The sequence below is a fragment of the Tenacibaculum caenipelagi genome (assembly GCF_004363005.1).
GTDB classification, from domain to species: domain Bacteria; phylum Bacteroidota; class Bacteroidia; order Flavobacteriales; family Flavobacteriaceae; genus Polaribacter; species Polaribacter caenipelagi.
In genome coordinates this window covers 344,712-363,271 of sequence record NZ_SNYH01000001.1, presented here as the reverse complement: position 1 = coordinate 363,271, position 18,560 = coordinate 344,712, and the positions used below count along the sequence as shown (strand labels likewise).

The 18,560-nt window shown below is 30.9% G+C and carries 18 protein-coding genes; 4 read left to right on the top strand and 14 right to left on the bottom strand.

The genetic code is table 11. From position 1 onward, the window contains the following. Positions 1-48 precede the first annotated feature (48 nt). The 10 genes from DFQ07_RS01545 to DFQ07_RS01500 all read right to left on the bottom strand — a co-directional run bounded on the left by DFQ07_RS01545 (position 49) and on the right by DFQ07_RS01500 (position 7,609). Positions 49-948 carry a sterol desaturase family protein gene (locus DFQ07_RS01545; RefSeq protein ID WP_133534522.1) on the bottom strand — a complete coding sequence of 300 codons (900 nt, stop codon included), beginning with the start codon at positions 946-948 and terminating at the stop codon, positions 49-51. Positions 949-997: 49 nt separating this feature from the next. Beyond that, positions 998-1,573 carry a sigma-70 family RNA polymerase sigma factor gene (locus tag DFQ07_RS01540; protein WP_133534521.1) on the bottom strand — a complete coding sequence of 192 codons (576 nt, stop codon included), beginning with the start codon at positions 1,571-1,573 and terminating at the stop codon, positions 998-1,000. Between the two features lie 132 nt (positions 1,574-1,705). After that, on the bottom strand, positions 1,706-2,428 hold the full coding sequence (locus tag DFQ07_RS01535; protein WP_243743911.1) for a CPBP family intramembrane glutamic endopeptidase: 723 nt from the start codon (positions 2,426-2,428) through the stop codon (positions 1,706-1,708). Between the two features lie 521 nt (positions 2,429-2,949). Further along, positions 2,950-3,333, bottom strand: coding sequence for a VOC family protein (locus DFQ07_RS01530; RefSeq protein ID WP_133534519.1), 384 nt, complete (start codon positions 3,331-3,333; stop codon positions 2,950-2,952). A 148-nt stretch (positions 3,334-3,481) separates the two neighbouring features. Continuing rightward, a complete protein-coding gene (locus tag DFQ07_RS01525) occupies positions 3,482-3,838 on the bottom strand; it encodes a hypothetical protein (protein WP_133534518.1) in 357 nt (118 codons plus the stop codon). Positions 3,839-3,849: 11 nt separating this feature from the next. Then, positions 3,850-4,089, bottom strand: coding sequence for a hypothetical protein (locus DFQ07_RS01520; RefSeq protein WP_133534517.1), 240 nt, complete (start codon positions 4,087-4,089; stop codon positions 3,850-3,852). A gap of 232 nt (positions 4,090-4,321) precedes the next feature. Next, a complete protein-coding gene (locus DFQ07_RS01515; RefSeq protein ID WP_243743910.1) occupies positions 4,322-4,828 on the bottom strand; it encodes a nuclear transport factor 2 family protein in 507 nt (168 codons plus the stop codon). A gap of 19 nt (positions 4,829-4,847) precedes the next feature. Then, positions 4,848-6,827, bottom strand: a complete 1,980-nt coding sequence (locus tag DFQ07_RS01510) for a PspC domain-containing protein (protein ID WP_133534516.1) — start codon at positions 6,825-6,827, stop codon at positions 4,848-4,850. Further along, complete coding sequence (locus DFQ07_RS01505) at positions 6,820-7,164, bottom strand: PadR family transcriptional regulator (protein ID WP_133534515.1); 345 nt, start codon at positions 7,162-7,164, stop codon at positions 6,820-6,822. The genes DFQ07_RS01510 and DFQ07_RS01505 overlap by 8 nt, the downstream gene beginning before the upstream one ends. Positions 7,165-7,180: 16 nt before the next feature. Continuing rightward, complete coding sequence (locus tag DFQ07_RS01500) at positions 7,181-7,609, bottom strand: DUF4870 domain-containing protein (RefSeq protein WP_133534514.1); 429 nt, start codon at positions 7,607-7,609, stop codon at positions 7,181-7,183. A gap of 154 nt (positions 7,610-7,763) precedes the next feature. Between DFQ07_RS01500 and DFQ07_RS01495 the strand changes: the two genes are divergently transcribed. The 3 genes from DFQ07_RS01495 (at position 7,764) to DFQ07_RS01485 (ending at position 9,362) form a co-directional block, all read left to right on the top strand. Then, positions 7,764-8,219, top strand: a complete 456-nt coding sequence (locus DFQ07_RS01495; RefSeq protein WP_133534513.1) for a DUF4442 domain-containing protein — start codon at positions 7,764-7,766, stop codon at positions 8,217-8,219. Positions 8,220-8,262: 43 nt separating this feature from the next. Then, the gene (locus DFQ07_RS01490) at positions 8,263-9,063 is read left to right on the top strand and encodes a TIGR00266 family protein (RefSeq protein WP_133534512.1); all 801 of its coding nucleotides are present in this window, start codon (positions 8,263-8,265) and stop codon (positions 9,061-9,063) included. 113 nt (positions 9,064-9,176) lie between these two features. Next, positions 9,177-9,362: a hypothetical protein gene (locus tag DFQ07_RS01485; RefSeq protein WP_133534511.1), complete on the top strand. Its 186-nt coding sequence runs from the start codon at positions 9,177-9,179 to the stop codon at positions 9,360-9,362. Between the two features lie 1,384 nt (positions 9,363-10,746). On the opposite strand, the gene DFQ07_RS01480 is transcribed toward DFQ07_RS01485, so the two are convergent. Further along, on the bottom strand, positions 10,747-12,132 hold the full coding sequence (locus DFQ07_RS01480; RefSeq protein ID WP_166627699.1) for a TlpA family protein disulfide reductase: 1,386 nt from the start codon (positions 12,130-12,132) through the stop codon (positions 10,747-10,749). Positions 12,133-12,299: 167 nt separating this feature from the next. Here DFQ07_RS01480 and hutH point away from each other — a divergent pair, with 167 nt between their 5' ends. After that, positions 12,300-13,805 (top strand): histidine ammonia-lyase, encoded by a 1,506-nt coding sequence (gene hutH / locus DFQ07_RS01475; protein WP_133534509.1) that lies wholly within the window; start codon positions 12,300-12,302, stop codon positions 13,803-13,805. A 207-nt stretch (positions 13,806-14,012) separates the two neighbouring features. On the opposite strand, the gene DFQ07_RS01470 is transcribed toward hutH, so the two are convergent. The 3 genes from DFQ07_RS01470 to DFQ07_RS01460 all read right to left on the bottom strand — a co-directional run bounded on the left by DFQ07_RS01470 (position 14,013) and on the right by DFQ07_RS01460 (position 18,506). Further along, positions 14,013-14,540 carry a DMP19 family protein gene (locus DFQ07_RS01470; RefSeq protein WP_133534508.1) on the bottom strand — a complete coding sequence of 176 codons (528 nt, stop codon included), beginning with the start codon at positions 14,538-14,540 and terminating at the stop codon, positions 14,013-14,015. Between the two features lie 226 nt (positions 14,541-14,766). Further along, positions 14,767-15,804, bottom strand: coding sequence for a methyltransferase (locus tag DFQ07_RS01465; RefSeq protein WP_133534507.1), 1,038 nt, complete (start codon positions 15,802-15,804; stop codon positions 14,767-14,769). Between the two features lie 140 nt (positions 15,805-15,944). Further along, positions 15,945-18,506: an ATP-dependent Clp protease ATP-binding subunit gene (locus DFQ07_RS01460; protein ID WP_133534506.1), complete on the bottom strand. Its 2,562-nt coding sequence runs from the start codon at positions 18,504-18,506 to the stop codon at positions 15,945-15,947. Positions 18,507-18,560: the final 54 nt, after the last annotated feature.

The window sequence follows — 18,560 nt, the reverse complement described above, 5'->3', positions numbered from 1 at the left end:
TTTAGTCATTATTGTGTTTACATCTTGTTATATACCGTTTGATCTATTTTATGTACAACAATCTTTTGTTGTTGTTATAGGAAATACTAGTTGTTTAAGATATTCTTTGTCTTTTGGATAATTTACTCCAGGATTTATAATAACCCCAACTTTATCAACAGATCCTTTTCTATTATAGTATGTACCAAATAATAAATCCCAAAAAGGAAAAATATTTCCAAAATTTTTTGCTTCCTGCATTTTCTTACTGTGATGAAAGTGGTGAATTTGTGGGGTAACAATCAAATAATCTAAAAAACTTTTATTTGTTTGAATATTAGCATGAGAGATATAAGCAATCATAACATGTGTAATACCAACTAAAAAAATAATTTCTTCACTAAATCCCAAAAACAAAATGGGAGTCATTTTTAATAGTGTATTCAGAAGCATATTTATAGGATGAATCCAATTTGTTTTAAACCAATTTAAACTTGTTGGTAAATGATGAATAGAATGAATTTTCCATAAAAGAAGACTTATATATGAATTGGAATTTCCTTTATGACTTACTCTATGGTAAACATAAGGTAAGAACTCACCGATTAAATTTGCTATAATATAAGTTACTACAAAAGGTAATGTATCCCAATAATTAGATGAGGTAAAGAAGTGTTTTTGAATATAAACAATCAAAGAAAGAGCTAAAGTTTTTCCTAAAGCATCAAAGAGAGCTGTTGAAAAGATGAAATGTTTAATATCTGTCCAGATGGTCAGTTTATGAGGTTTCCATTTTTGTTTTAGAGGAATAATCCGTTCTAAAATTAGTATATAAATTAATGTAAATAGAAAAATAGTATAAGATGCTATTTCAAAACTCCAATCATTTTTAATGGTTAAATAACCTAATGTACCTGTGAAAGTTAGCAATACTGGTACAGCTACATAAGATGCTGTTTTATATTTCATTTGTTTACTTTCTATTGTAGTCGTTAAGAGAAAGTAAAAAGACGCAGCATTATGGAATTAAATTTATTCTTTCTATTTCGTGTTTTAATTCTTTTGGGAGGTTGCAGTTCTTTTTTAGTTGTAAATCAGTTATCTGACCTCTATTATTATAAGATATATCAATGCATTCGCTAACCATTTCTTTTAACTTTTTTCGGCCTCTTTGTATTCTTGATTTTGTTGCAGTTAAACTTAAATTTAATGTTTTGGCAATTTCTTTTTGTGGTTTTTGTTCAATATCACTTAAATAAAGGGGAGTACCATATTCTTCTGGTAAATAGTTTTTAATGACAAACCCAGACAAGTCGCAAATACAAATGTTAGGATCTGAGTTTGCTTTGGATTGATAGTTTGTTAATTCTGCATGTTTTTTGTGTTTTCTATAGTAATCTGCAATTGTATTTCTTGTTACTTGAAAAAGCCAGTTTTTATAATTTTTTATAGCTGTTTTCTTAGCCAAACTCTGGTGTAGTTTTACACCAACTTCTTGCAATATATCATTGGCAATATGTTCATCTTTAACTTTTGTTTTGATAAAATTTAAGATATAGTTTTTATGTGTAATCCAAATTTCGTTAAATGTCATTGTTAGTTTTTTACTTGTAAATAATAGCTAGTACAAAAAAGAGCAACTTATTGATGAACTATCTGTATGATGTTTAAATAATTTGAATTAGGAATTGATTTCACTTATTCTTATTTTAAACAGTATTTATATTCAATTGTTAGATAAATATACTTGAATCATTAGTATTGTATCCATATATCCATGTGCTAGAACTAATATCCAAATTCTTTTTTTGAGTTTTAAATAAAAATATCCAAGTACTGCCCCCATGAAACCAGTTTGGACAATTCCCATTGGTCCCCACTGGTAATGTACTAAACCAAATATAACAGCACTAATAATAATTGCAAGGTTCTTTCCTAATTTTGAATTTAAACCTAACTCGATTAGTCTGTTAATAATAAATCCTCTATAAATAACCTCTTCACCAAAAGATGCTACAATGTATGTACCTATCAAGGTTATAATTAACATGCTAATATTATTTTGCAAATATTCATAATTACTTAAATCAGAACTTTCAGGTATGCCTGTTATATTAGCCATTATAATTGATCCGATGATAAAGGCTGCAACAGCAGCAATAAATACACCGATTGAAATCAAAATAGTTTTAAAGCATTCTTTTAAAGTTATTTTACCAAAGGATAAACCGAAATAGGTCAATTTTTGATCCCGTAATTTTATTCCAATCCAAACATAGATTAACATTAAAATATTGGCAAACCATATTACTATTTGTTTATGAACAATATTGTCTCCTGCTAAAGGTGTGAATATTTTTATAAATCCAAAAGCAATAATAAAGATGAGAACAAGTTCACCAATTTTTACAAATTTATTATTAATCAACAAGTCTTTCATCTTATTCATCATGTAAGTTTAAGAGTAGTATCACAATCTAAATTAAAAGCAATAACCTTGTGTGATAGTTAGTTGTGAGATTAAAGGTAATGTTTTGTGATGAAATATATGTTACTAATTATAAATAGAAGAGTTGTGGGAGTTGATTATTTCTCAGTTACTTGGTTGAGTTTATTTCTGATAAAAAAGCTCTTTTTTATTTGGTTTTTCTGTGGTTTTTTTGGCATTTTTTTACAAAAAGTTGATCTATTAATAATTTAAAGAATTTATTTCATTCAATTTCTTTTTGCAATTTTTGATACTTCTCATAATTTAGAATTCTTATCTCTAAGAATATTTGATGAAAATCTCCTGTTTTTTAAAAAAATGTTCAATTGTTTCCAATGGTTTGAGGGTTGAATTTGAAATGCTTGTATAGTGGTTAACTGTGTTTTTTAACTAGCTTTTTAAAAGAGGTAATAGGTTTGAAGTACTGGCTTGAGAAACTAAACTTTCTTTACTTAAAAGAGTTCTATTTTGTATGTTCAATTTTAATCTCCGGTAAAGATGGTAGTTTCATCAACAAAGCAAATTGGGTTTTTAAAAGGGTCATTGACATAAAATAACCGTTCTCCCCATGGCATACTGCTTATTTTGTCGTCTACATACAAGCAGTTCGATTTTCTAATTTTTTCAAAAATTTTATCAAGGTTAGGAGTAGCTATATAGATATATTGATTTTCATGAAAGACCCATTGGGTTTTAATCTCATCACCATCAGCAACGGGGTCATAACAAGCCAATATTGTTCCTTGTAAGTTGAAATAATGTCTTCCAGGTGAAACACGAACTCCTTCAATTCCTAAAATATCAGAATAAAAGCTGACAGCCTTTTCTATATCAGTAACTGGTAATATTATTCTATAAAGTTTCATGTTATTTTTTTAAATGTACTTGTAGGGGTTAGTTACGTTGTTTAAATGTCCAATTTAGCAAATACAAAACAAATAGAAAATCCGAGAGGATTTTCGTAAGTAGGATCGTACTAGTAATAAATTATATACGTTGTTGTGCGTAGGTTTTTCAATTTGTAGTTTCTACTCTATAATCTGATATTATTTTCAAAAGGTCTTTACCAATCAAAAACATATTAAATGTATAATCTACTTTTTTAGCAATATTCAAATTTTCAATATTTCCCACAGATATTGAGTAGGTGTCTTTTTCAATATTATTATTGAAATAAAAATGTTCAGATGAAAAATGAATGTGTCCACTTAGTTTTTTGTACAATGATTTAAATTGAGGGAAAATTCTATCAATTTTTGTGACTAGGTAATTGTCTGTCATTTTATTACCATCTCTGTCTCTTAGATTTCTAACAGGTTCTCCATTTATTACTTTTTCATAAAATTCACCTGAATCACTATACAAGCTCATAGCATATAATCTTATAATGAAATAGCGGTTTGATAATTATTAGACTCTGCTAGTGTTACAAAACCTCTATTTAAAGAAATTGCTCTGTTTGCTATTGACATTATATAGTGGTTTATTTTAGTAATACCATCTTCAATTTCATATATTTTTCTTATTTCTAAAATAAATAATTTCTCTAATAGAAGGATGTTCTTAAAAGTATGATTTAAGTTATCCTCGTTTACATTCGTATTTAACTTTTGTTTGTCCATTTTGAGTTTAACTTATACACAACTTGTTTATATGTAGAATAAAATTACCGTCATACTCTTACTATGGCAGGATAAGAAGAAACTTTTAGCAATTTTATTCTTTTACTGTTTACTCAAATATAAAGAAAAAGCCAAAGCTATACAGCTTTGGCTTTTAAACTAATAAAACCAAGTATTAGTGTCATCGGAGTTAGCTAACCAATGAACTAATGTTGTTAGTGTCAACTATATTTTAATGTAGGCTGATAATTTTTGTCATAAGCCATTTGTCGTGTTCTTTTTTCCATATAGTAATAAACTTACTAGGAATAGATTTGGCATCGGGTTCTTGATTGTTGAAAAATTTATGATATCCAATCTCCACAGCTCCGTATTGGTGTATAGGATATACCTCAATACTTCCTTTTATTAAAGTACGGGTAACCTTACCACAAATATTCTTTTTAGTAGATGCCACGATTTCACTTTTAGAGGTCGATACACCTCCTTTGTCGTGAAAAAACTCTATGTCATTGCTTAAGATATCAGCTTGTGTTTGTATATCACAAGTATTGTAAGCATTAAAGAAAATGCTATCCATTTTCACAATTTGATTGTGCAAATCAAGGTCAACAGGTTTGTAATTTGGAATTTCTTGTACCTGTCCGTTCATTACCCATGATAGTAATAGGGTATATAGCAACGTAAGTATTTTCATAAAGAAGTTTCCTTTAAAAAAGAAGTCAAATAAATCGTTCATAGTTTTTCAGTTTATACGATTACCAAATTTTAAAAGCTAAGCTTTTATCTTCTTCGTTATATTTTCTTGTAAATCCGTGTTTACCGTCATTAACAATAATCCCTTTGAAAGTGCTTTTTCCGTTAAAACCGTCATTACAATCTACAGTTAAGGAGTAGCTTTTAATTCTGCCATCAGGGTAAAATTCAGAATCGGAAAAATCGATGTCAATATCTTTACGGTCTTTAAACCATTCAGCTAGTTTTTCTAATTGCTTTTTGGTGGTTTCTTTTGTAATGATTAGTTCAGCTTTTACATCATTTATTGTACTGTCAAATAAAAAACTTAGATCATTATCATTATTAGAGTTCCAGCTATCATCATTGTCTTCATCGTTGTTGTCTTCATCGTCACAATCCATACACTCAAAACCTCTAGAAGTCATTTTAAAATGATGGTTTGCCATATCTCGATCGTAAATGTTTTGAGTGTTTTTTACACGATCTAAAAAGTTACGAGATGATCCTTCAAAATATACAGTGGTTCCTTCTGGAATGTATAGTACAGCATCAATTTCTTCATCTTTCCATATGTTTTTGTACTCGCTTAAAAAGAAAGCATCAAAAACTATGGTATTGTTGTCACTTTTAAATTTATACTGAATAGCTTCTGCATTGTTATTGGCATTATGACGCTTTCTTCCTTCCGAGCTTTTTTTGATTTCGATATAGGCATTGCCTGTTTCGCTCTTGCGAACATCAATATTTACATCGTTTGAATATTTCATTTCTTTATCCTCAACAGTTACAGTTAAAGAATTGTCTCTGCTACGTAAATTGTGCAGATAATAAATGTTATCATCGTTTACCACACGTACTTTTAAAGGTTCTTCTGGATTATATGTAATGCTGTGTTTTGTTACATGAGTACCATCATAAGCATGAGTAGTAAAATATTCGATTCCTGAAAAGCCAATTGCTAATAACGATACTAACCAAAGTCCAAATAAAGTTAGGATAGCAGCAGTGCTCAATCTTTTTACGTTAGGTGATAATATTCGTAATCCTAAAATGAATAGCACAATGAACGGAATTCCTATTAAGAAGAATAAAAATGTCATTAGTAACCATTTTGGCATTTCCGAATCGTAGAAGAAAGGAGGGTAATGAATAAAATCTCCATCAAAATTTAAAAATTCTAAACTCCCTACTGAAAATACACCTAACAACAATGTAATAATCGTAATACCAGCAATAAAGATTAGTAAAACGCCCATGAATTTACCAAACACTTTAAATAGGGTTACTAAAATTTTTCCCATTGTGTCTAAAAAATCCTGAAAACCAGATTTAGTTTGGTTGCGTAGTTTTTGGTAATCAGCATTTGAAATTTTATCCGATAAATCATGGGCGCCTTCCTTTACCTTTGAAGAAAGGTTTTCAAACTCAGTTCGAATTTTTTTTTCAATATTATCAATATTTACTGCTTCACCTTCCATCTGTAATTTTTCAGAGGTAGTTTTAGCTTCTGGTAGTATAACCCATAGAATGATGTATCCTATAATTCCGAAACCAAATCCAGCTAATGTTAAAATAAGGAAAGCCAAACGTATCCAAACTACATCAATATTGAAATAGTGTCCAAGTCCAGAACAAACCCCACCTAAAAACTTATCATCACCGTCTCTAAACATTTTTTTGCTAGAGGTGTTTCTTTTGTAGTTGTATGAAGTGCTTTCGCTATAGGCTTCTTCTGCTTCAGCATAATCTTCAGGTTGCCCCATGATAGCAATGATTTCATCAATATCGCTTTCGTTTACTACCTGACGAGCATCAGTTATTCTTTCTGATAAAAGTTCACTAATACGAGCTTCAATGTCAGCAATAATTTCGTTTTTACCTTGCGGGTCATCGCTTAAAGAACGCGCAATGGCATCTAAATAGCGTTTTAATTTTTGGTAAGCAGTTTCATCTATATGGAAGAAAAATCCGCCTAAATTTATATTTATTGTCTTATTCATCTTTAGTTGATTTTGTGCTTGTTACTTGGTTTACTGCGTTTACTAAATTAATCCATGTTTTGTCTAATTCTTTCAAAAACATTCCACCATTTTCGGTGAGTACGTAATATTTTCTTGGAGGTCCAGAGGTTGATTCTTCCCATCTGTAACTTAATAGTCCTGCGTTTTTTAAGCGGGTAAGTAACGGATAAATGGTTCCTTCAACCACAATCATTTCTGCACTTTTAAGGTTAGAGAGTATTTCAGAAGTGTATGCATCTCCTTTTTGTAAGATGGATAAGATGCAATATTCTAAAACCCCTTTACGCATTTGTGCTTTTGTGTTTTCTATCTTCATGTAATGCGGTTTATGGTTATTTTATAAATTTTATAGTAAAAGGATAATGATACATTTCTCCTTTGTTTGCTTTCATGGCAGCTATAATTATCAATGCTAGTTTAATGAGTGAAATAATACCTGCCAAAGAGGCAATTCCTATAAACCCAAATAGACTTCTAAATCCATGATGTCCGTCAAAATCAAAGTCAATTCCATTGAAACAGTTAAATAAGTTTCCGAAAAAGAAAGGGATAAAAGAGGCACTTAATATAAAGATGTATAATCCGAAACTAATATTAAAGTTTACCGCTTCTTTACCGTGTTCGTCTAAAAAAGTACATCTTTCTTTTAAGGTTTGCCATAATATTAAAGGTGTGATAATACTTCCTAACGGAAATAAATAGCCTGCAAAAGCAGATATATGTATTAAAAAAGCATTGGTATTTTGGTTGTTGTGTTGCATGATAATATGAATTATATAATACTTTACAATGCAAATATATGTCTTTTAAATAGTATTATGCAATACATGGTACTAAAAATTAACAAAATTTAACATTTGATTCATATTTTATAATTGAATAAAAAGCGGTACATTGCCTGTAAATACTAATGAAATGAAGTTTACACCAAGAAAAATTAATGCTTTTTTATTTTTTAAATTGCCTTCGGCTTTTTTTACAGGAGTACGTGTTAAATCGCTTTCTGATGATTCTGCTGAGGTTAAAGTAACTTATAGATGGGTAAATCAAAATCCTTTTAAATCGATGTTTTGGGCAGTGCAAGGAATGGCATCTGAACTTTCAACAGGAATTTTGGTAATGAAAGAAATTGATGCATCGAACAGAAAAATATCGATGTTAGTTACTAATATGAATGGAACGTTTACTAAAAAGGCTACTGGTAAAATTCGTTTTGAATGTAATGATGGAAAATTGATTAGAGAAACAATACAAAAGTCTATTAATACGGGTGAAGGACAAACGGTAACGGTTACCTCAGAGGGATTTAATGAAGAAGGTGTTTCTGTGTCAAAATTTGAATACGAATGGAGTTTGAAAGTAAAATCGTAACAAACTAGATTTTTTGAAGTCTAATAGATAAAATTAAAAAATTATGAACGCACACGAAATTGATTATCGCATTTTCGGAGAAGAAATGCAGTATGTTGAAGTAGAATTAGACCCGCAAGAAGGAGTGGTCGCAGAAAGCGGTAGCTTTATGATGATGGATGCTGGTGTAACTATGAACACCATTTTTGGTGATGGATCAAATCAAGAAACAGGATTACTAGGAAAAATTTTTTCAGCAGGAAAAAGAATTTTAACAGGAGAAAGTCTATTTATGACGGTATTTACAAATACTGGTCAAGGTAAAAAACAAGTTTCATTTGCTTCACCTTATCCAGGAAAAATAATTCCGATAGATCTAACGGAGTTTGGAGGGAAATTTATTTGTCAGAAAGATGCTTTTTTATGTGCAGCAAAAGGAGTGTCTATTGGAATTGAGTTTTCAAAACGTTTAGGTAGAGGATTGTTTGGAGGAGAAGGTTTTATCATGCAAAAAATGGAAGGAGACGGAATTGGGTTTGTGCATGCTGGAGGTACTATGGCAAAAAAAGTATTACAACCGGGTGAGGTTTTAAAAGTAGATACTGGTTGTATTGTAGGATTTACTCAAGGTGTAGATTATGATATTGAATTTGTTGGTGGAATTAAGAATACCATATTTGGAGGAGAAGGGTTGTTCTTTGCGACTCTTAAAGGACCTGGAACTGTATATATTCAATCGTTACCATTTAGTCGTTTAGCGGGTAGAGTATTAGCAATGGCTCCTCAAACAGGAAAAGGAGATAGAGGTGAAGGTAGTGTTTTAGGTGGCTTGGGAGATCTATTAGATGGAGATAATCGATTTTAATTTAGTGTTTTAATAACGTTATGGTTTTACCTTACTTTTTTTACGGGTTTTTAATGTTTTTCTTAAATGTTAAGTAGTACTATTGAAGCTAGTAAAATTATATAATATAAATTATGAAAAAATCAATTTTTAGTCTAGGAAAAGCTTTAAATCAAGATCAATTAAAACAAATTTCAGGAGGTCAAGAGGCACCTACTAGCTGCCCTTTAGATCCATGGGCATGGGAGGATGATTGTGAAAATCATAATCATTTCTATGATTATAATACTGGGCGAGGATATTGTGTGGTAACTGAGTAATTAATCTAGTTTTGTTGTTGAATACCCTTCCGTTAGATTTTGAAACTTTTGTCTAACTAGAAGAGATTTGACAACAAAACTAATATCAATTAGTAAGTTTTTCTATTAAATTTTCAAAACTACACTTGAATAAAATAGATTTAGAGAGTTTATTTATTAGTATATTTAATTCTTTAGCATTATTAGTTTCAAAGATTTTTGCATCATGTGTTTTATTTTTAGTGTAACACTTGGTTTTTCTTCTAAATCTAGAAAGATAATGTCTTAACTATATACTTCAACTGTAAAAAATTCTGTTTTGAATTGTAAATGTTTATGATTAGGAATAGACTTACAGTAACTCTTCTAATAAGATGAACAGAAATGATTAATTTGTTTTTTTCTTTAGCTTTTTCCAAAGTTTTAACCCTGTTTTTGTAGACCTATCTTTATAAAAAAATTGACAAATCTTTTACTAAATCTATCAATAGCAGTCCATATCTAACGGTAGTTTTTTTATTTTCAATATAACTTATATCTTACCTAATTCAACTATTTCAGAAGGTGTTTTCTGTGTTGGTAAATCTATTTTCTCTTCCATTTATTTACTCAATAATAGATAGTTACAAGTTTTGTTTTCAGTGTTTTGTCTATTGAAAGAAAACTCAAAGCTTCTAAATCTATCTCTAGATCTATACGTGTCTTACTTGTTTTGGTTTTACATCAGATTTTAAAGATACTGTATAGCGAGAACTAGGTCTTTTGCATTTATATTATTGATCGTTTCTCACTATTCCGTCTTTTGTTTTATCCCCAGGTATCGGTTTCAGATACTAGAAGTCATGGTCAAGTTTTTAGTAGAACATGATTAGCAAGTTATCTCCTATTCTAATATATTGTATGTAGGGCTTTCTAGTATTAGTTTTTACACTAGGAATCAGGTCTTAGGGAAATATATTTGGACAATATTCCTGATAGAGTTTGCCATATCTAATGTAATTTCTTTTACTTTTTATTGGTAATATCTCTTTAGAAACAAGGAGAAAGTTAGTGAAAAATGCAATAGAAATTTAAAGTAACAAAAGATCTCATTGTTCGAATAATTTATTAATGCCTAATCAAATGATATCTACAAAAAATGAGGAATTTAAATAATGTAGCGTGGAGTCATAATTTTAACTTTATTCAATCGATTTATAAAAAATCATGAATACTTGGTGAAATTATAGAAAAAGGATGATGAATTTTAGTCGGAAAATATGAATTAACGGTAAATCATAAATTTAAACAAAGTATGATTCTGCCCTGCCTGAATCGTATAAAAACAAAAGGTAGCAATTTAAAAAATTACTACCTTTGATGTTAATTAATCTTGTATCGCTATTTTTAAGATAGGACAGCTAATTTATATACCTAATTCATCAAACATGTTGATTAATTTCTCTCCTTCAGAAGGAAATGGAGCATTTGGACTCACAATGTTTCCATCAGGGTCAATTAAGATAAATCTAGGTAATCCTTTAATTAAAAAGTTTTGTGCCCATTCTAGTTTTAAGTGACTATCACCTGCCATTAACTGTATTCCAGTCATTTCTCTATCTTGGATAGTTTCTTTCCACTTTTCTTCGTTGCCTTTATCATCAACATTTATACTTACAAATTCAATGTTTTTACCATGATACTCTTGTTCCATCCTTTTTAATAAAGGAATTTCTCTCTTACAGTAACTACACCAAGTAGCCCAAACATCAATATATAAGTACTTACCTTTTCCTAATAAATCATCCATTGAAGTAGTGCCTCCGTCATAATTTACAAAATCTTTAAATTTAGGAGCAGGCTGACCTTTAGCTGTTGTTTTTAACATATTGTAGTCTGCGGTAATCTCTTTTTTATGTGCTTCATTAGTAGAATACGCCATAAATTTTCTATAAAACTCTTTTAAATCACTAGTATATGTAATACTATTTTGAGCACTGTTATATAATAAATCGTTTTTAGCGATTGTATCCGTAACTTCAGTTTGAACTGTTTCTAAATAAGTTAAGGGTAAATCTTCTCCTTCTTTGTTTTTTTCTTTGGCGATGTTCTTTAACTCTGCTTCCAACATAGCTCTATAAGAATAAGAATTCATATAGTCATTACCATTACTGTAGTTAAAGTTTTCTAAAGGGTTAGGGAAGCTTTCAGAAACTTTAAAATCTTTGTTTCCTGTTAAAGTAACATGGTAGTCTTGATAGTTATATAAGTTTCTTAAACATTCGTAATCAATATTTTTCACTTCTTGTTTTAAGAATTCTGCTGGTAATTTCTTTGAAATAGAAAGTTCAGTCAAAGCATCTTTGTATTCTTCTATTTTATTTAAAAAGTCTTCTTCTTCTAGAGAGAATAATTTATTAGCATTCACTAATATATCTTCCCACGTTTTTTGTTTTAGTTGAAAGTAGTCATTAATGTTTGCGTTTACACCTTCAAAGTTAATTATATTTGAGTTTTTGTAGTCAAAAATAATACCAGAATCGTCTGTTTTTGTTAGGTATAAATTAATAAGTTTTTTGTTGCAGATTAAAGTGTAAAAACCGTCTTTGTCAATCTTTAAGGTATCTATAAAAGAACCAGTATTCTTGTCAAATTTTATTTTCTTTTCAAATCTGAAACCAGATAAAGTAACGTCTCTCTTTTTATAGTTTTCAATTTTACCAGATAAAATCAAATAATCTTTTACCGGCTCTTCTTTCTTACATGAAATTATGCTTACTCCTATGAGGGCTAAAAGTACTAATTTTCTCATCATTTAAAGGTTTAAGTATTATGGTGTTTAAGGCGCCGAAGTTACTTTTTTTAACGTTTTAATCAAAGATTTTAACATATTATTTGAGCGTTAAGCTATTTTTTAAGAGAAAAGACCTTGAAAATTTATCTTTTTTTAGGTTCTTTGTACACCTTAAAAATATTAAAATGGATACTACACATATAATAAGTTCAAAACCAATAGGTTTAGAAGATATTCATAGTATTTTATTACTAGATAAAAAGCTTTCATTATCAGAAGAATCAAAAGAAAAGATACAAAAGTGTCGTATGTATCTTGATGAAAAGATGAAAACTCATAGCGATCCTATTTACGGAATCAATACCGGTTTTGGCTCGTTGTGTAATGTAAAGATTGGTGGTGAAAACTTACAGCAGTTGCAAGAGAACTTAGTAATGAGTCACGCTTGCGGAACGGGAGATGAAGTGCCACAAGAGATTGTGAAATTAATGCTGTTACTTAAGATTCAATCACTAAGCTATGGACATTCAGGAGTGCAATTAGCAACAGTTGAGCGTTTGATTGAATTTTACAATAATAATATTCTTCCTGTTGTTTATACGCAAGGGTCGTTAGGTGCCTCAGGAGATTTAGCTCCGTTAGCGCATTTATCATTACCATTAATTGGTTTAGGAGAAGTGTATTTTGAAGGAGAGAAAATTTCTGGCGAAACGTTATTAACAAAGTTTGGATGGGAAAAAATCAATTTACAATCTAAAGAGGGGTTAGCATTGTTAAATGGAACTCAATTTATGAGTGCTTATGGAGTACATAATTTATTAAAAGCATATAAATTATCATACTTGGCAGATGTAATTGGTTCAGTTTCTTTAGAGGCTTTTGATGGAAGAATAGAACCTTTTAATGAGTTGATTCATTTAGTACGTCCACACAACGGACAGTTAGCTACGGCAAAACGTATTGAAGAATTATTAGAAGGCAGTGAGTTAATAGAACAACCGAAAGAACACGTACAAGATCCGTATTCGTTTAGATGTATGCCGCAAGTTCACGGAGCAACGAAAGATACTTTAGAGTTTGTAAAGAAAACATTTGTGACCGAAATCAATTCAGTAACCGACAACCCAAATGTGTTTGTTAACGAAGATATTATTGTTTCTGGTGGAAATTTTCACGGTCAACCATTGGCGTTAGCGTTAGATTATTTAGCGATTGCTGTTGCTGAGTTAGGAAATATTTCAGAGAGAAGAACGTATCAGTTAGTTTCTGGATTACGAGGATTACCAGCATTTTTGGTTTCTAACCCAGGATTGAATAGTGGATTCATGATTCCGCAGTATACAGCAGCAAGTATTGTAAGTGCAAATAAGCAATTCTGTACACCATCGAGTATTGATTCTATTGTGTCGAGTAACGGACAAGAAGATCACGTAAGTATGGGGGCAAATGCAGCTGTAAAAGCTAAAAAAGTAATTGACAATGTATGTTCGGTATTGGCTATTGAACTAATGAATGCTTCACAAGGATTGTCTTTTAGAAAACACAACACTTCTGAGTTCTTGGCTTCTTTTGTAGGAATGTTTAGACAAGATGTACCAGTGGTAAATGATGATAGAGTATTGCATAACGATATTAAAAACGCAGAAAGCTTTATTAATAACTTAACTATTGAAGTAGAAGAGTTGTTTTAAGAAATAATAAAGTGATATAAAAAAAACTCCAACTGTAATTTATAGTTGGAGTTTTTTTATTTTCAACGGTTATATATATGAAAAAGCTGTGTGCATGTGTCTGAAGATTTTTCCGAAGGAAATTCAAAAGCAAGCAAACAAGTAACTAACTAACTAACTTTGGTTTAGCTAAACCTAGCAATTTTTTATATACTTTGTTTTAACACGTTATTTTTTAAATTCCATTTTATTTTTAATTACAAAGACAATTAATAATTCGGTCAAATTATCATGATATTCATAAAATTCAGAATCACATTTATTCCAGTTTTCTTCTGCCTTTTCTTCAATCAGTTCCAGTTCATTTTGTCTTTCAGCTTTCTCCTTAGGTACAGTTCCATTTTTAAATTCTGAGTTTGCTTTTTTTACAATTTCCGCTGTTTTATTTGCTCCGATTTCCAAAAGTGCAGAAACAGTTTCTTGGCTAAAATTCCCGCTCGAATTGAAATAGAATTGATTAAATCCACCATTGTTAATTTCACGCTCTAAATTTTCTATAAAAAAGAAAGTCCGTTGTGATGAATTCAGTTTCTCAATCTTTTCTCCATATTCTGATTTTTCGTTCAGGTATGAATCAATTTCCATCACAATCATATCCCGTCTTTCGATTTTCAAAACCGTATCCAAATCAAATTTCGTTTGAGAACTTACGTTTGCAGAAAATAAGGATGTTATAAATATTAATAGTTTTTTCAAAGTGTTCTTTGTTAGTGTGTTACGGTTGATTTATATACGTAATAAAATTACTGTTATACTGCTTGTTTGGAAGTGTATGCGGAATTTCTAGCAATTTATTTCTTTTCAATTTTTTGAGGGACAAATCTAATAAAAAAACCTAAGCTATAGCTTAGGTTCTTCATTCTCAGTATTGTTTTTTAAATGTCTTTGTCTATTTTGGTTCGATATTTTTTAATTTTTAGAATTATTTAACAGCAATAATGGCACTTGCAGGACCCGTTAAATGCATCATTCTAGCATCGCTAAAACCTACCTCTTTTGCCCATTTATTAAAGTCTGAGAGCGTAAAGTCATAGCCTTCATCAGTTTCAATAAGCATGTTTAGCGACATCATTAAACCAAAAGCATTCTTGTTTCTGTCATCATCAATGATGTTTTCAATAATGATTAGCGCTCCTTCTTTAGGTAGGGCGTTATAGGCTTTTTTTATGAGCATTAATTTATCTTTTGTTCCCCAATCGTGTAGGATGTTTCCCATGGTAATAACATCTGCTTTGGGTAATTCATCAGTAAAGAAATCACCTGAGCGAATTTCTATTCTATCGTTTAAACCAAAATGGTTTACATTTTCTTTGGCTATTGGTTCTACTTCGGGAAGGTCAAAAGAGATGCATTTTATATGTGGGTTGTTTTTTGCAATTTGTATGGATAGAGTAGCTCCAGAGCCACCAACATCACAAAGGGTGTCGTATTTGGAAAAATCAATATCACGAGCTAACTTCATAAAATTTCCAGCCTGAACACCTGACATTCCGTGTATAAATTCTCGGAGCTTATTTTCATCTGCATAAATTGCTTCAAATAGCGGCTTGCCACCATTTTTTGTCTCGTTTTGTGGTTTTCCGGTAATTAAAGCTTCTTCTAAGTCGTTCCAAAAAGGATACAATCTGTTGTTAGACATTTCTAATATGCCTCCCATATAACTTGGTTTGTTTTTGTCTAAAAACAAGTTGGAGTCTTCAGAATTACTATATATAGCACTTTCTTTTAATCCAGAGCGCTGTAAGAAGCCTAAAGCAACTAATGTGTCAAGAAAGTCGAAAAGAGATCTATCATGAAGTTTGAGCTTATCTTGAATTTCTTTTCCTGATAGTCCCCCTTTGGCTAAATGTGTGAATAACCCCATTTTAACTGCAGTAAGTAAGGTTTTTGAAGCCCAAAAACCCATGCCTACTTCCATAATTCTTGAAGGGGTAATTTGGTTTTCATTTGTTGAGTTCATAGTTTAGTTGTTATAGTTAATAATTAATCTTTTTAATTTTATTAAGTTCAATTATTAGGGATAAATGAAACTAGTTTATGAGTTGGGTAAAATGAAGGGGATAAAAAAATCCCAAGCGTTATTTACTTGGGATTTTTTATTTATTTGTCTTCGTCTATTTCTGTTCTAGACTCTTTGGGTTTTTCGCCTTTTTCAATTCTAATAATGAGTTTTTTGTCTTTCTCATCTAAATCCATGAAAATAGTATCACCTTCACTTAGTTTAGAATTCACGATTTCTTCAGCTAAAGCATCTTCAATATATTTTTGAATCGCTCTTTTTAAAGGTCTTGCTCCGTATTGTTTATCAAAACCTTTGTCTGCAATATAGTCTTTGGCTTTTTCGCTCAAAGTTAAGTTGTAGCCTATGTCTTCAATACGTTTTAAGAGTTTGTCTAATTCAATATCAATGATTTTGTGAATATCTTCACGTTCTAATGAGTTGAAAACAACAACATCATCGATACGGTTTAAGAACTCAGGAGCAAATGATTTTTTCAAAGCATTTTCAATAATACTTTTTGCATTGGCATCTTCCTGTTCTTTTTTTGAAGAGGTACCAAAACCAACACCGCTACCAAAATCTTTTAATTTACGAGCTCCAATATTGGATGTCATAATAATAACGGTATTTCTGAAGTCAATTTTACGACCTAAACTGTCAGTTATGTGTCCGTCATCTAATACTTGTAATAGCATGTTAAATACATCTGGGTGCGCTTTTTCAATTTCATCTAGTAAAATTACAGAGTAAGGTTTGCGGCGTACTTTTTCGGTTAATTGACCACCTTCTTCGTAGCCAACATATCCTGGAGGTGCACCGATTAAACGTGAAATTGCAAATTTTTCCATGTATTCACTCATGTCAATTCTAATTAAAGAATCGTCAGAGTCAAACAACTCGCGAGCTAATACTTTTGCTAATTGTGTTTTACCAACTCCAGTAGAACCTAAGAAAATAAACGAACCAATAGGTTTGTTCGGATCTTTCAATCCTACGCGGTTTCTTTGAATGGCTTTAACAACCTTGGTTACCGCTTCTTCTTGTCCGATTACTTTACCTTTGATTAATTGAGGTAATTCTGCTAAACGACTGCTTTCTGCTTCGGCAACACGATTTACAGGAATTCCTGTCATCATTGAAACTACTTCAGCTACATTATCTTGAGTAACAGTTTCACGATGTAGTTTAGAATCTTCTTCCCATTGATGTTGAGCAGATTCTAAAGCTGTTTCAATATTTTTTTCATCATCTCTAAGTTTTGCAGCTTCCTCATACTTTTGTCCGCTAACTGCTTTGGTTTTGCGTTCACGAATTTCTTCAAGCTTTTCTTCAAGCTCTAAAATTTGTTGAGGTACTACAATATTTGTAATATGAATACGAGAACCCGCTTCATCTAAGGCGTCAATAGCTTTGTCTGGTAAGAAGCGATCGGTCATATAACGGTTGGTTAATTTTACGCAAGCTTCAATAGCCTCATCGGTAAAAGTAACATTATGATGTGTTTCGTATTTTCCTTTAATGTTGTGTAGAATTTGTATTGTCTCTTCAACAGTAGTAGGATCTACAATTACTTTCTGAAAACGACGCTCTAATGCACCGTCTTTTTCAATATTTGTTCTGTACTCATCTAAAGTAGTGGCTCCAATACATTGAATTTCACCTCTAGCTAAAGCAGGCTTTAACATGTTAGAAGCATCTAATGAACCTGTAGCGCCTCCAGCACCAACAATAGTGTGGATCTCATCAATAAACAATATGATGTCATCATTTTTTTCAAGCTCGTTCATTAACGCTTTCATACGTTCTTCAAACTGACCTCTATACTTTGTACCGGCTACAAGGCTAGCTAAGTCTAATGAAACAATACGTTTGTCGAATAGAATTCTTGAAACTTTTCTGTTTACAATGCGTAAGGCTAATCCTTCTGCAATAGCAGATTTACCAACACCAGGTTCACCAATTAGCATTGGATTGTTCTTTTTACGTCTACTTAAGATTTGAGAAACGCGTTCAATTTCTTTTATACGGCCAACTACAGGGTCTAACTTTCCTGCAATAGCTAAGGCAGTTAAATCGCGCCCAAAATTGTCTAAAACTGGAGTTTTAGATTTTTTTACTTGCTTTCCTTTTTGTGGTTGTTGACCATAAGGGTTTGTTTTTTCATCAGCAAAATCATCATCAGATGGTGTTTCATCTACTGGTGAAATATACGTGTCATCATCTACATGTAATTCTTTATATAAGCTTTTTGCTTGCTCATAGTCTACATCATACTTTTGAAGTAGTTTTGTTGTAGGATCATTTTCGTTACGTAAAATACATAACAATAAATGAGCTGTGTCAATAGCGCTACTTTGGTATAATTTAGCTTCTAAAAACGTTGTTTTTATTGCTTTTTCTGCTTGTCTTGTAAGGTGTAAGCTCTTTCTTTGAGAGTTTGCTATGGATGGAATTGTCGGATTTAACTTTTCTAATTTATTGCGAACTAAATCTAAGTCTACATCAAAAGTAGTTAATATTTCAATGGCTTTTCCGTCACCTTTCCTTATCAAACCTAACAAAAGATGTTCTGTTCCAATAAAGTCATGGCCTAGTCGTAAGGCTTCCTCTTTACTGAAAGTAATAACATCTCTAACCTGTGGTGAAAAATTATCGTCCATAAATTTGTTTTCTGTCTCTGTAAAGTTAATAAGTTTTTTTTGTAAAAATTACAA

Excerpts from the sequence above, each read along its gene's own strand:
- DFQ07_RS01510 (WP_133534516.1), bottom strand. The coding sequence starts at position 6,827 with ATGAATAAGACAATAAATATAAATTTAGGCGGATTTTTCTTCCATATA.
- DFQ07_RS01495 (WP_133534513.1), top strand. The coding sequence starts at position 7,764 with ATGAAGTTTACACCAAGAAAAATTAATGCTTTTTTATTTTTTAAATTG.
- DFQ07_RS01525 (WP_133534518.1), bottom strand. The coding sequence starts at position 3,838 with ATGAGCTTGTATAGTGATTCAGGTGAATTTTATGAAAAAGTAATAAAT.
- DFQ07_RS01540 (WP_133534521.1), bottom strand. The coding sequence starts at position 1,573 with ATGACATTTAACGAAATTTGGATTACACATAAAAACTATATCTTAAAT.
- DFQ07_RS01460 (WP_133534506.1), bottom strand. The coding sequence starts at position 18,506 with ATGGACGATAATTTTTCACCACAGGTTAGAGATGTTATTACTTTCAGT.
- DFQ07_RS01515 (WP_243743910.1), bottom strand. The coding sequence starts at position 4,828 with ATGAACGATTTATTTGACTTCTTTTTTAAAGGAAACTTCTTTATGAAA.
- DFQ07_RS01500 (WP_133534514.1), bottom strand. The coding sequence starts at position 7,609 with ATGCAACACAACAACCAAAATACCAATGCTTTTTTAATACATATATCT.
- DFQ07_RS01530 (WP_133534519.1), bottom strand. The coding sequence starts at position 3,333 with ATGAAACTTTATAGAATAATATTACCAGTTACTGATATAGAAAAGGCT.
- DFQ07_RS01505 (WP_133534515.1), bottom strand. The coding sequence starts at position 7,164 with ATGAAGATAGAAAACACAAAAGCACAAATGCGTAAAGGGGTTTTAGAA.
- DFQ07_RS01490 (WP_133534512.1), top strand. The coding sequence starts at position 8,263 with ATGAACGCACACGAAATTGATTATCGCATTTTCGGAGAAGAAATGCAG.
- DFQ07_RS01520 (WP_133534517.1), bottom strand. The coding sequence starts at position 4,089 with ATGGACAAACAAAAGTTAAATACGAATGTAAACGAGGATAACTTAAAT.
- DFQ07_RS01535 (WP_243743911.1), bottom strand. The coding sequence starts at position 2,428 with ATGAATAAGATGAAAGACTTGTTGATTAATAATAAATTTGTAAAAATT.
- DFQ07_RS01485 (WP_133534511.1), top strand. The coding sequence starts at position 9,177 with ATGAAAAAATCAATTTTTAGTCTAGGAAAAGCTTTAAATCAAGATCAA.
- DFQ07_RS01480 (WP_166627699.1), bottom strand. The coding sequence starts at position 12,132 with ATGAGAAAATTAGTACTTTTAGCCCTCATAGGAGTAAGCATAATTTCA.
- hutH (WP_133534509.1), top strand. The coding sequence starts at position 12,300 with ATGGATACTACACATATAATAAGTTCAAAACCAATAGGTTTAGAAGAT.
- DFQ07_RS01465 (WP_133534507.1), bottom strand. The coding sequence starts at position 15,804 with ATGAACTCAACAAATGAAAACCAAATTACCCCTTCAAGAATTATGGAA.
- DFQ07_RS01545 (WP_133534522.1), bottom strand. The coding sequence starts at position 948 with ATGAAATATAAAACAGCATCTTATGTAGCTGTACCAGTATTGCTAACT.